General features: G+C 61.9%; 13 protein-coding genes. 4 read left to right on the top strand and 9 right to left on the bottom strand.

All coding sequences use genetic code 11. The annotated features are described in order from the left end of the window. Window positions 1–5: 5 nt before the first annotated feature. The 3 genes from GFM02_RS06165 to GFM02_RS06175 form a co-directional block, all read right to left on the bottom strand. Window positions 6–929: a prephenate/arogenate dehydrogenase family protein gene (locus GFM02_RS06165; RefSeq protein WP_168321147.1), complete on the bottom strand. Its 924-nt coding sequence runs from the start codon at window positions 927–929 to the stop codon at window positions 6–8. Beyond that, complete coding sequence (gene hisC, locus GFM02_RS06170; protein ID WP_020051839.1) at window positions 926–2023, bottom strand: histidinol-phosphate transaminase; 1098 nt, start codon at window positions 2021–2023, stop codon at window positions 926–928. Before hisC ends, GFM02_RS06165 begins: the two co-directional genes overlap by 4 nt. A 225-nt stretch (window positions 2024–2248) precedes the next feature. Then, window positions 2249–3040, bottom strand: coding sequence for a class I SAM-dependent methyltransferase (locus tag GFM02_RS06175; RefSeq protein WP_168321149.1), 792 nt, complete (start codon window positions 3038–3040; stop codon window positions 2249–2251). Between the two features lie 53 nt (window positions 3041–3093). On the opposite strand from GFM02_RS06175, the gene gloB reads away from it, so the two are divergent. Both gloB and GFM02_RS06185 read left to right on the top strand, forming a co-directional pair. Continuing rightward, window positions 3094–3864, top strand: a complete 771-nt coding sequence (gene gloB / locus GFM02_RS06180) for a hydroxyacylglutathione hydrolase (RefSeq protein ID WP_020051841.1) — start codon at window positions 3094–3096, stop codon at window positions 3862–3864. Next, window positions 3864–4286, top strand: coding sequence for a cupin domain-containing protein (locus GFM02_RS06185; RefSeq protein ID WP_168272772.1), 423 nt, complete (start codon window positions 3864–3866; stop codon window positions 4284–4286). The genes gloB and GFM02_RS06185 overlap by 1 nt, the downstream gene beginning before the upstream one ends. A 3-nt stretch (window positions 4287–4289) precedes the next feature. Here the strand turns inward: GFM02_RS06185 and yddG are convergent, their stop codons facing one another. Both yddG and GFM02_RS06195 read right to left on the bottom strand, forming a co-directional pair. Continuing rightward, window positions 4290–5180 carry an aromatic amino acid exporter YddG gene (gene yddG / locus GFM02_RS06190; RefSeq protein ID WP_168321150.1) on the bottom strand — a complete coding sequence of 297 codons (891 nt, stop codon included), beginning with the start codon at window positions 5178–5180 and terminating at the stop codon, window positions 4290–4292. A gap of 30 nt (window positions 5181–5210) precedes the next feature. Beyond that, entirely contained in the window at window positions 5211–5993 is a 783-nt protein-coding gene (locus tag GFM02_RS06195; RefSeq protein WP_168321151.1) for a DUF3108 domain-containing protein, read from the bottom strand. Window positions 5994–6235: 242 nt separating this feature from the next. Here GFM02_RS06195 and rpmB point away from each other — a divergent pair, with 242 nt between their 5' ends. Together rpmB and GFM02_RS06205 are read left to right on the top strand one after the other, a co-directional pair. Further along, a complete protein-coding gene (gene rpmB, locus GFM02_RS06200; RefSeq protein ID WP_018243798.1) occupies window positions 6236–6532 on the top strand; it encodes a 50S ribosomal protein L28 in 297 nt (98 codons plus the stop codon). Window positions 6533–6644: 112 nt separating this feature from the next. Then, complete coding sequence (locus GFM02_RS06205; RefSeq protein WP_168321152.1) at window positions 6645–7280, top strand: VUT family protein; 636 nt, start codon at window positions 6645–6647, stop codon at window positions 7278–7280. A gap of 108 nt (window positions 7281–7388) precedes the next feature. On the opposite strand, the gene GFM02_RS06210 is transcribed toward GFM02_RS06205, so the two are convergent. From GFM02_RS06210 to cobS, 4 genes are all read right to left on the bottom strand, one after another. Further along, entirely contained in the window at window positions 7389–7955 is a 567-nt protein-coding gene (locus GFM02_RS06210; RefSeq protein WP_026265476.1) for an ATP-binding protein, read from the bottom strand. A 170-nt stretch (window positions 7956–8125) separates the two neighbouring features. Then, on the bottom strand, window positions 8126–9163 hold the full coding sequence (locus GFM02_RS06215) for an esterase-like activity of phytase family protein (RefSeq protein WP_168321153.1): 1038 nt from the start codon (window positions 9161–9163) through the stop codon (window positions 8126–8128). A gap of 13 nt (window positions 9164–9176) precedes the next feature. After that, window positions 9177–11078 (bottom strand): cobaltochelatase subunit CobT, encoded by a 1902-nt coding sequence (gene cobT / locus GFM02_RS06220; RefSeq protein ID WP_168321154.1) that lies wholly within the window; start codon window positions 11076–11078, stop codon window positions 9177–9179. A gap of 12 nt (window positions 11079–11090) precedes the next feature. Then, a complete protein-coding gene (cobS, locus tag GFM02_RS06225) occupies window positions 11091–12083 on the bottom strand; it encodes a cobaltochelatase subunit CobS (RefSeq protein WP_003543345.1) in 993 nt (330 codons plus the stop codon). Between the last annotated feature and the right edge of the window lie 170 nt (window positions 12084–12253).

Below are 12253 nucleotides of genomic sequence, written 5' to 3' on the forward strand. Positions count from 1 at the left end.
GGCAGCTACTTCTTATCCAGCGCGTGCCGGCCGAAATCCGGCGCGTCGACATCCTGGCCGGCCTGGACGATCGAACGGCGGATGGCGCGTGTGCGGGTGAAGAGTTCAAAAATCTTGTCGCCCTCGCCCCAGCGGATGGCGCGCTGCAGATAGGCGAGATCCTCCGAGAAACGCGCCAGCATTTCGAGGATCGCGTCGCGGTTGTGAAGGCAGACGTCGCGCCACATCGTCGGATCGGAGGCAGCAAGGCGGGTGAAATCGCGAAAGCCCGAGGCGGAATATTTGATGACTTCCGATTCCGTCACCGTCTCCAGATCGTCGGCGGTGCCGACGATATTGTAGGCTATGATATGCGGCAGGTGCGAGACGATGGCGAGCACCTTGTCGTGATGCTCGGCATCCATCTCGTCGACCTTCGAGCCCAGCGCTTCCCAGAAGCTGCGCAGCCGCTTCAGCGCCGCCTCGTCGGTACCGGCGACCGGCGTGAAGATGCACCAGCGGCCCTCGAAGAGGCCAGGGAAACCGGCATCCGGGCCGGATTTTTCGGTGCCGGCCAGCGGATGGCCGGGGATGAAATGCACATTATCAGGCATATGCGGCTGCATCTGCGCGATGACCGAGGCCTTTGTCGAACCGACGTCGGTAACGATCGCCCCGGGCTTCAAGCATGCCGAGATCTCCTTCGCCACACTTTCCGAAGCGCCGACCGGCACCGAGACGATCACCAGATCGGCATCCTTGACGGCATCCTGCGAAGACGTCGTGTAGCGGTCGCCGAGGCCTAGCTCTTCGGCGCGCTTCAGCGTATCGGGGCTGCGTGTGGCGACGACGATCTCCCTTGCAAGACCAAGCCGCCTGATGTCATAGGCGAGCGAAGAGCCGATCAGGCCGATGCCGATCAGCGCGATCCGATCGAACTGCACGCTCATGCCTGATGTCCCATGAATTCGGTGAGCGCGGCAATGACGCCGCGGTTGGCCTCTTCGGGACCTATGCTCATGCGCAGCGCGTTGGCGAAGCCATAACCGCGCACGGCGCGCAGGATGTAACCGCGGCTCGTCAGGAATTCATCGGCATCCGCGGCGCGCTTGCCGTCGATCTCGGGGAAATGGATGAGGACGAAATTGGCAACCGACGGCGTCACCTTCAGGCCGATCGCTTCGAACGCCTGCGTGAGTCTCTCGACCCACATCTGGTTGAAGGAGACGGCCTGCTGGATGAAGGCCTGGTCGCGGATGGCCGCGGCCCCGGCGGCGATTGCCGGCGCGTTCAAGTTGAACGGCGCGCGCACGCGGTTCAGCGCATCGACGATCTCGGCGGGCGCGTACATCCAGCCGACGCGCAGCGCCGCAAGACCGTAGGCCTTCGAGAAGGTGCGGGTCATCACCACGTTGGCATTGGAGGACACGACCTCGATGCCGGCTTCATAATCGTTGCGGCGCACATATTCGGCATAGGCGGCATCGAGCACGAGGACGACATGTTTCGGCAGTCCGGCCTGCAGGCGGCGGATTTCGCTGACGGAAACATAGGTGCCGGTGGGATTGCCGGGATTGGCGATGAAGACGATCTTCGTCTTCTCCGTCACCGCGGCAAGGATCGCATCGACATCGACGGTATAGTCCCTCTCCTTGACGACGACGGGCGTAGCGCCTGCGCCCAGGATCTGGATCTTGTAGACGAGGAAGCCGTGCTCGGTGATGATGCCCTCGTCGCCAGCGCCGAGATAGACATGGCAGAGCAGGCCGAGCAGCTCGTCGGACCCGTTGCCGCAGAGAATGTTTGCCGGATTGAGACCGTGCACGGCGGCGATCGCCTCGCGTAGTTCGATCGCCTGCCCGTCAGGATAACGCCCCAGATTGTCGGCAACCGCCTTGAAGGCCTCGATTGCTTTCGGGCTGGCGCCTAACGGCGTTTCGTTGGACGAAAGCTTGTAGACGCGGGCGACACCCGGCGCATGTTCCTTGCCCGGCACATAGGCTGCGATATCGAGAATACCGGGACGCGGAACGGGCTTGCTCATCTCAACGTTCATGGGTTCGACCTTGGAATTGCCGGTAAATCCGGGCTGAAAAACACCAAGTGGCATTAAAGCGGAATGCGATTGTTGTCGAGAGCTATGGGCGTGACACAAGCAGTTGGGGAACGCTGGGAGCGACGTTACCTCCTGCATAATTCCTTAAATCGGAATCGACTTAAGGATAAAATTATGCAGCCATTCAAAGTGCTACAACGTCCTTTGCGCGTCTTAAAAGACGCGCGGCGCTGTCGTGCGTGTGGTCGGCACGCCATGAGGCGCGAGAACCGGCACAAAGACGCGGCGGGAGGCCCGCGCCGCAACCGGCAGCCCCTGATAGAGCCGCTTCTGCGCTTCGACGATGATGACGCCCGAGAAGGCCGGCCAAAGCGTTCGGCCGATCCGCTCGAAGGCGCGGCGAAGGCGCAATATGGTCCTGAGCTTCGAGGGCGGGAAGAACAGCGCTTCAGCCGTGGCGCCCGGCGTGAAGTTCGTCTCGCGCAGCAGATTTGTCAACTGACCGCGGGAATAGGGCCGGCCCGAACCGAAGGGCGTATGCTCCATGCGTGCCCAGACGCCGCGCCGGTTCGGCACGACGATGACCAACCGTCCGCCCGGCGCCAGCACCCGCCAGAGCTCCTTCAGCGTCTCGCGCGGGCTTTCGGCGAATTCAAGCGAATGCACCATCAGCACCCGGTCGATCGAGGAGTCCGGCAGCGGCAGCTCCTCGTCGAAAATCAGCGCCGTCGTCGAGAGCAAGCCCATCGGCCAGTTCACCGCACCCTGCCCGGCCGGCATGAAAGCGAAGGTGCGTTCGGTATCGGCCTGGAAGCGGTCGAGGAAGGGCACGGCATAGCCGAGGCCGACCAGACGCTCTTCTGGCAGCCGCACCCAGAGCGAGGACAGCGCCATGGCGATCGACTGCTCGGCAAGACGTCCGAGCTCGGAGTGATAGAACTGGCGTAAGTCGACGATATCGGCGTGCATTGCGACAAATGTTATCAGCGGGCGGTTGGACTTCAAGGCCGGAACCTCTACATTTCCGCGAAACTCCTGGGATAAGGGATTATTGAACGATGAAACCTTTGGAATTAGACGTTTTTCTCTGCCGCACCGACAATTTCGGCGTTCTCGTGCACGATCCGGAGACAGGCTTTACCGCGGCGATCGATGCACCGGAGGAGGCACCGATCCTGGAAGCGGCGACACGTCGCGGCTGGAAAATCACCCATATCTTCACCACTCATCATCACACCGACCATGTCACCGCCAATCTGGCGCTGAAGGAGCAGTTCGGCTGCGAGATCATCGGCCCGATCAACGAGGCCGTCGCCATTCCTGGCCTCGATCGGGCGATGGCCGATGGCGACAGCTTCCTTTTCGGCGATCACACGGTCAACGTCATCGAAACGCCCGGCCACACCGCCGGCCACATCTGCTATCACTTTGTCGACGATAAGCTGCTGTTTGCCGCCGACACGCTGTTTGCGCTCGGCTGCGGCCGGCTGTTCGAACGCCCGGCCGCCGATATGTGGCATTCCCTCCAGAAACTCGCCGTGCTGCCCGATGAGACCGCCGTCTATTTCGGCCATGAATACACATTGTCCAATGCCCGCTTCGCGCTGACCGTTGATCCCGACAATGAGCGCCTGAAGAGCCGTGCCGCCGAGATCGAGACCTTGCGCGCCGACGGCAAATTCACCATCCCGACGACATTGGGGTTGGAAAAGGAAACCAATCCGTTTCTGCGCGCCGCCGACCCGGCGATCCGCCGCAATCTGGTGATGGAAGGCAAGACCAACGAGGAAGTCTTTGCGGAAATCCGCAAACGCAAGGACCATTTCTGATGTCGCCCGAGAACATCATCCGCGAACTCGGCCTGCAGCCGCATCCCGAAGGTGGCTGGTACGTGCAGACATTCCGCGATACGGCGGGCGGAGAACGCGGCCATTCGACAGCGATCTATTATCTGCTGACCAGGGGACAGCGCTCGCACTGGCATCGTGTCCATGACGCGGCAGAGGTCTGGCACTATTATGCCGGCGCGCCGCTCTCGCTGCACCGCTCGGAAGACGGAACGGCGAGCGAGACCCTGACGCTCGGAACGAATCTTTCTGTCGGCGAGCAGCCGCAGGCAATCATTCCCGCCAATTGGTGGCAATCGGCCGAAACCCTTGGCGATTTCACCCTGGTCGGCTGCACCGTCTCGCCCGGCTTCGAATTTTCAAGCTTCGAAATAGCGCCACCCGGTTGGAAGCCCGGCGGTTGAGGCCTACTCCGCCGCTGCAGGCTGCGCCTGGCTCTTGCGACGGAACATGTCCTGTGCGGCGAGCACTGCCCCGCCGGTGACGAGCAGGCAGGCAAGGGCGATGCGCCAGTTCGGCTCGGCAAATCCGAACAGCACCAGAATAAGCGTCGAAAGCAGAGGTGCGGCATAACTTGCCGCGCCGAGAATCTGGATATCGCCGTTCTTGACGCCGTAGTCCCAGGCGTAGAAGGCAGCACCGACCGGAAAGAGCCCGAGCCCGGCGACGGCGACCCATTCGAAAACCGTTGCCGGCCAGACGGTCGTCTCCAGGCCGAGATGGCAGAAGAACGACAGGATGGAGGTCGCAAGGCAGAAGCCGGTGACGACATCCGTGGAGACGGCGTCGAAACGCCGCGTCAGCAGCGAATAGCCGGACCATGTGAAGGCGCAGAGAAAGGCAGCGCCGTAACCGACGGCATAGGCGCCGTCGAAATCGATGCCGTTGCGGCTAACGATCAGGAAGGTGCCGCAAAGTCCGGCAAGCGCACCTGCCACATGATACCAGCGCAGCCGTTCGCCCGGCAGCAGTGCCGAACCGACGACGATCAACAGCGGCCAGAGATAGGCGACTAGTCCCGCCTCCACCGCCGGCGCGTTCCGGAGCGCGGTAAAATAGAGGAAATGATAGCCGAACAGCCCCACAATGCCTGTTATCCAGACCTTGGCCGGCTGCTTCAGCAGCGCCAGCCGCGAGGGATTGAGGGTAAGAACCACAAGGCCGGGAATGCTGCCGATCGCAAAGCAGACTGCCGAAAGCTGGAACGGCGGCATCTTGCCGGAGGCGGCGGTGAACAACGCCAGGAACGACCACATCAGAATGGCCGTAAAACCGATCAACGTCGCGCGAAGCTTCACCTGTCCCCCTTCACGGAGACAGAAGCCCCGTCAGCTGTTGCTGCCGTATTTGACGGCAGTGATCGTCACCATTCCATACTCGGTTGGAATGCGCACATAGACAGGAGCGTATACATTTGCCGCGTCCGACTTGGCAAACCAGATTTCCATGCGGTTGCTCTTACTGAGATAGTCGATGTCCTTGCGGCCTTTCTTGTAGCCCGAGCGCGGTACGAAGCGCACGCCGCAGACAGTCGCCTTGCCCTTGAAGCCATTGGTGGAAAAATCCTCGTCGCCCTTCGGCGACAGCACCAGATCCATGCGCGTCTCGCCGTCGAAGATCGGCAGCGTCTGCGAGCAGACCTTGGTATCGCCGGTGAAGACCAGGCCGGAGATCGGGTCGAGCACCGAGCGCATGTCGCGCGGCGAGACGTCGATCCAGTTCTTCGGACGCTTCGGCATCGGTGTCGTCGTCGCCGAGATGATGTTGCCGTTGCGGTAGCTGACCTCGTAGACGCGGGCCTTCCTCTTGCCGCTCTTGTAGTAGAGCGAATATTTCAACGCCTGCAGCCTGTTCTTGCGCACGACGCCGGTGACGCTGGTCTTGGCCGAAATCGTCGTGACGAGATCGGCAAGACCGGCAGAATTGATGTCGCCGGCGATCTTGTAGCTGTGGTCGTCCTCGATCTGCGTCAGGAACGCGGCGCGCGCGATCGGCAGGCCGGCGAGCGCCACCCGGTATTCCGTCCGATGCTGGATTTCGGCCGCCGATGCCGGTATGGCAAGAAGTGCGGCGATGGCCAAAATGAAAATCCGTCTGCCCGAATGAGCCATGGAAAAAGCCTTGTCTTGCTGCGCGCTGGCAGGCCCTTGCTGAGCGCTCTATACTCCTGCCGCGAAGGGAAGAAAACAGCAGCTTTTTGACAGAATTGCGGGAAAGGCCAAGGTTTGGCTTGACGCGAGCAGCCTGTCTGACTATAGAACCGCAACTTTCCAATCATGCCCGTTGGATTGCGCGCCTGGCTTTGCCGGGAATGGCAATTCGATGGCCCGAGAAAAACAAGAATAGGTGTTCCATGTCCCGCGTGTGCGAATTGACCGGCAAGGCCGTCCTGACTGGTAACAATGTCAGCCATGCCAACAACAAGACCAAGCGCCGGTTCCTGCCGAACCTGTGCCAGGTAACGCTGATTTCCGACGCTCTCAACCAGCGTTATCGTCTTCGCGTTTCGGCTGCTGCTCTTCGCTCCGTCGAGCATCGTGGCGGCCTCGATGCCTTCCTGCTGAAGGCCAGCGAAAACGAACTGTCGATGCGCGCGCGCCTGCTGCGCCGTCAGATCGCCAAGAAGACCGCTGAAGCCGCTGCTGCGTAAGCTTCTGCCCTTCTTTCATACGGCTTCAAAAGGCTTGAACGGATAATACCGGACAAGCCTTTTGCTTTGCCGGTTTGCTCCTCCAACTGGTGGCATCACCCAGGATAAAAAAATGCTGAAGACCCGCTATACCATCGCCTATGTCGCGCTGATGACGCTCGTCGTCGTGGCCTCCAACTTCCTCGTCCAGTTTCCTCTGAACGCCGAAGTCGCCGGCATCAACCTTGCCGACATCCTGACCTGGGGCGCCTTCTCCTATCCGATAGCCTTCCTCATCACCGATCTGACCAACCGCCAGTTCGGCCCGCAGGCAGCCCGCAAGGTCGTGTTTGCCGGCTTCATCGTCGGCGTGACGCTGTCCTTCTTCACCTCGGTGCCGCGCATCGCCATTGCCTCCGGCTCGGCCTATCTCGCCGGCCAGCTGCTCGATATCGCCGTCTTCAACCGCCTCCGCCGCCAGGCCTGGTGGCGCGCGCCGCTGATCGGCTCGCTGATCGGCTCGGCGCTCGATACGGTGATGTTCTTCTCGCTGTCCTTCGCCGCCTTTTTCGTCCTCCTCGGCCCGAACGATCCCTTCGCGCTGGAAGCAGCCCCCGTCCTCGGCGTCTTCGCCACCGAGGCTCCGCGCTGGATTTCCTGGGCGATTGGCGATTTCGCCGTGAAGATGATCGTCGGCCTCGTCATGCTGCTGCCCTATGGCGCGCTGATGAACGTGTTGCGGCCGATGCAGGCTGCTCGGGCCAGCTAGAGCCTTTCCGGGAAAAGTGCGAAGCGGTTTTCCGTCCGGAATTGCGTCAAAACAAAAGGCTAGAGCGGTCCTGCGTTTCCGTTAAAAGCCGAACCGCTCTAGCTGAAGTTACCGACGCCGCCGGACCGCACCGGCGGCGATGGCCGGATGCAGCAGCACTTCTGCCGTCAGATCGTCGATACCTAGCGATGAATCAAGCCGCAGCACCGGCGCTGTCTGTGTTTCCAGCCATTGCTCATGTGCCGCAAGGCTGCGGCGTTCGGGACCGGCCGTATCGTAGCTCGCCGCCCATTCCAGGAATTCCCCGCTTTTTACGGCCATGTCGCCGCCCGGCCTGATTCTGTTGCCGTATCGGGCAATCTCCCGTGCAAGGATGCGCGCCATTCTAAGCTCCGGGTCGATCCTGAGGAACACGATCAGATCGTAAAGCGGCTCGAGCGGCCTTCCCCATTTCAGCGCCGATCCGGAGAGGATCCAGCCTTCATGCCGCGCCACCTCATCGAGCAGCAGCCCGATGCGCTCGTCGGCATCCCTCGGCGTCGTGAACGGCGGATCGGTCGGCAACCAGAAGAATTCGTCGGTGTCGAGATGGGCGATATCGAGCTTTTCGCCAAGCGCACGGCCGAGCGATGTCGTGCCGGAACCGGACGCGCCCATGACATGAATATGCACCACGAACTTCCCTCCGAGGCTGCCTTCCCGATGTCGCAAGCCGGCCGATTGCGGCGGGATAGCCGAGGCATATGACATCAGTCCGACGTCTTCACAAAGGACGCTCTAACATTTTGAATCTACGCATCGTGCTTTCCGAAAATCGATTCCGATTTTCAGGCCGATGGCTAGGATCAATTCCGCTTCCGGGAATTCGGCGCTGACCACGCGGCCTCTTCAGAAAGCCGAAATTCCAGCATCAGATTGCGCTGCAGGATCGAATGATTGTCGTCCGACACCAGAATGATATGGGTCGTGCCGTCGGCGGCCTGGAAAGCATCGAGCCCTTCCATATTGTCGATCTGCGAGTTGAAATTGCCTTCCAGCAGCAAGTCGCCGTCGACGACGGCGCCGGGCCTGATGTCGGCGCCCTTGATGCGCCGAAGACGCATGCCGATGCCTTCGGCCATGTTGAAGCGGCGCTCCAGCAGCAGCAGGTCGCCGTTCGGCAGGAAGGCACCGTCGGTGATGTCGAAGCTGCCGTCCCGCTTAACCGAGAAACGGCCTTTCTGCGGCCCGCTGAGAATGGCCGCCAGCCGGTTGCCGTCGCTGTCGAGACCACGTTCGGAAACGACGACCACGCCGCCCCGTAGCGGGCTGGATGCCGGCGCCGCGGTGATCGTTTCGATGCCGCGGTTGTCGCTCAGCATTCTCCGCGGAATCAGGATCGGCAAAGTGGCGATCGCTCCCGAGCCGGCAAAGCCGGGATCGGGATAGACATCGACGCGATGAGCCTGCTCGAAGGAGACCAGGATCCGGTCGCCGTCGAGCGCCAGGCCCTCGGCATCCATATGTCCCTTGCCTTCGAAGCTGCGCCCAGCGCTGTTCTTCATCGGCGTGATCTCGACATCCGAAAGGCCGGAAAGCCTGCCCTTGACGTCGCGCTCGATGCCGCCGGTCAACCACTGGCCGGTATCGAGCACGACGACGAAATGTTTTTGGTCCGGCCGGAAACGGATGGAGGAGAGCGAGCCGAATAGCGCTCTGCTGGAGACCATCTCCAGCCCGCCGAGAAATTCCAGCGATCCGAATTGCGTCTCCGAAGAGCCGATCCTGAAATCGGAGATTTGCCGGCTAATGACAGGCACGTCGTCGCCGGCCCATGACGAGGAAGCGCCGGCTGCGATACAGAGCGCTATCGACGCCGCACGGCAGAGGCGCTTGACCGTCATTCTTCCCGCGATGTCAGCCGGCACGGCGTATCCGGCCGCCGCGCGGCTGGACGGATTGGTCCTCGAACAGCGAAGCAAGCTGCTCGGTCATCGCACCGGCAAGCTCGTCCGCATCGACGATGGTCACGGCACGGCGATAATAGCGCGTCACGTCGTGGCCGATGCCGATCGCCAGCAGTTCGACAGGCGAGCGCGTCTCGATCTGTTCGATGACGGCGCGCAGGTGGCGCTCGAGATAATTGCCCGGATTGACGGACAGCGTCGAATCGTCCACCGGCGCGCCGTCCGAGATCATCATCAGGATGCGGCGCTGCTCGCGGCGCGCGAGCAGGCGATTATGCGCCCAGATCAGCGCCTCACCGTCGATATTTTCCTTGAGCAGGCCCTCGCGCATCATCAGCCCGAGATTGGCGCGCGCGCGCCGCCACGGCGCGTCAGCCGACTTGTAGATGATATGACGCAGGTCGTTGAGGCGGCCTGGCGTCTGCGGCTTGCCGCCGGCAAGCCAGTTTTCACGCGCCTGTCCGCCCTTCCAGGCCTTCGTCGTAAAGCCCAGGATCTCGACCTTGACGCCGCAGCGCTCCAGTGTGCGGGCAAGAATGTCGGCGCAGGTGGCGGCAACCGTGATCGGCCGGCCGCGCATCGAGCCGGAATTGTCGATGAGCAGAGTAACGACGGTATCGCGGAACTGGGTGTCGCGCTCCATCTTGAAGGAGAGCGCCTGCATCGGATCGATGATGATGCGCTGCAGCCGGGCTGGATCGAGATAACCCTCTTCCAGATCGAAATCCCAGGAGCGGTTCTGCTGCGCCATCAGGCGGCGCTGCAGCCGGTTAGCGAGACGGCCGACAGCACCTTGCAAATGCGCCAGCTGCTTGTCGAGGAAGGCGCGCAGGCGCTCCAGCTCGGCGGCGTCGCAAAGTTCCTCGGCGGTGATGATCTCGTCGAACTCTTCGGTAAAGACGTGATAATCGACCTTCTCGTTGAAATCGGCGAAAGGCGTATTCGGCCGCCGGGTCTCGCCCGGCGTTTCCGAATCGTCCTCACCTTCTTCCATCATGTCGTCGTCAGAGATTTCGGCGCCTTCGGTCTCGCCGTCCTCCATCTGCTCGTCGGCAACTTCACTGTCCTCGACGGGGGCGGCATCGGTGCCGGCATCCTCGTCGACCTCGTCCTGGTCCTGTTCGTCGCCGCTCGGCTGGTCTTCCTGCTCCGACTGGTCGTCATTGTCGGCGTCGTTGTCATCGTCGCCGTATTCCTCGGCCATTTCCATGGCCGACAGCATGTTGCGGATGACCTTGGCGAAGGCCTGCTGGTCGTTGATCGCGCTCGACAGATTGTCGAGTTCGGACCCTGCCTTGTCCTCGATAAAGTCGCGCCAGAGGTCGAGCACCTTGCCGGCGGAGGCCGGCGGGCGCTGGCCGGTCAGCTTCTCGCGCACCATCATCGCAACCGCTTCGCCGACCGGTGCGTCTTCCTGGCGCTCGATGCCGGTAAAATTCGCCTTCGAATATTTCTCATCCGTCATGGAGCGCAGGTTCGACGCCATGCCCTCCATGCGCAGCGCGCCGATCGATTCGACACGCGCCTGCTCAACCACATCGAAGATCGCCCGGGCATCCGAGCCTTGCGGCGCCATCGTCGCATGCACCTTCTCGTCATGGCAGGCAAGCCGCAGCGCCATCGAATCGCCGAGACCACGAGTGACCGCCAGCTCATGCGCCGTCGGCCGCTTGGAAAGTTCCGGCAGCCGAATGCGCTCGCCGGTCATCCCCGGCCGTTCATTGGCGAAGGTCACCTCGACATCGCCGTCGCCGGCGATCGAGCGCACGCAGCCGGTTATCGCCCGGCGCAATGGCTCGACGTCGACAGGCGCGCCGGGCTTTGCTTTCGAATTGTCACCGCGAGCTGCCATGATCGGTCGGTCTCAAGCTCCGAGAACGATATTGGCGGCACTTTCCTTCAGCTCGACGCCGAAGGCCCGCTGATAGTGCTCGGCGACCAGCGGACGCTCCAGCTCGTCGCACTTGTTGAGGAATGTGACGCGGAAGGCGAAGGCGAGATCGCCGAAGATCTCGGCGTTTTCGGCCCAGGTGATGACCGTGCGCGGGCTCATGACTGTGGACAGATCACCGTTCATGAAGGCAGCGCGCGTCAGGTCGGCGACGCGCACCATCTTCGACACGGTCTCGCGGCCGCCCTTGTCCTTGCCGAAGCTCTTCACCTTGGCGGAGACGATATTCACTTCATGATCATGCGGCAGGTAGTTCAGCGTGGTGACGATCGACCAGCGGTCCATCTGCGCCTGGTTGATCTGCTGCGTGCCGTGATAGAGGCCGGTCGTGTCACCGAGGCCGATCGTGTTTGCAGTCGCAAACAGACGGAAGGCCGGGTGCGGCCGAATGACGCGGCTCTGGTCGAGCAGCGTCAGGCGGCCGGAGGATTCAAGCACGCGCTGGATGACGAACATCACATCGGGACGGCCGGCATCATATTCGTCGAAGACGAGCGCAACATTGTGCTGATAGGCCCAGGGCAGGATGCCGTCCTTGAATTCGGTGACCTGCAGCCCGTCCTTGACGACGATCGCATCCTTGCCGACGAGATCGATACGGCTGACATGGCTGTCGAGGTTGATGCGCACGCAGGGCCAGTTGAGGCGCGCCGCCACCTGCTCGATATGCGAGGATTTGCCCGTGCCGTGATAGCCGGAAATCATCACGCGGCGGTTATGAGCGAAGCCTGCGAGAATGGCGAGCGTCGTGTCGCGGTCGAACAGGTAGTCGGTATCGAGATCCGGCACATAGGCGTCGCCCTTGCTGTAGGCGGGAACGCGGATGTCGGAATCGATGCCGAAGGCCTCGCGGACCGAAACGGTGGTATCGGGCAGTTCGGAAATATCAAGGTCGATCTTGCTCATCATGTCTCCAAGGCGGGTGATGCCACCCGGCCATACTGTCTCAGGCCATGTCGCAACCCAGACGCCGCGTTTTTTATTCCGCGCCCGTCCAGGTCGGAACGTCGGCGATACTTCTCCGGGACTGAAACGAAACCTCGGCGGGATAATGACCGCGTGCGAGCATTCTTGAA

The sequence above is a fragment of the Rhizobium leguminosarum bv. viciae genome, assembly GCF_012276115.1.
Lineage (GTDB): Bacteria > Pseudomonadota > Alphaproteobacteria > Rhizobiales > Rhizobiaceae > Rhizobium > Rhizobium leguminosarum_T.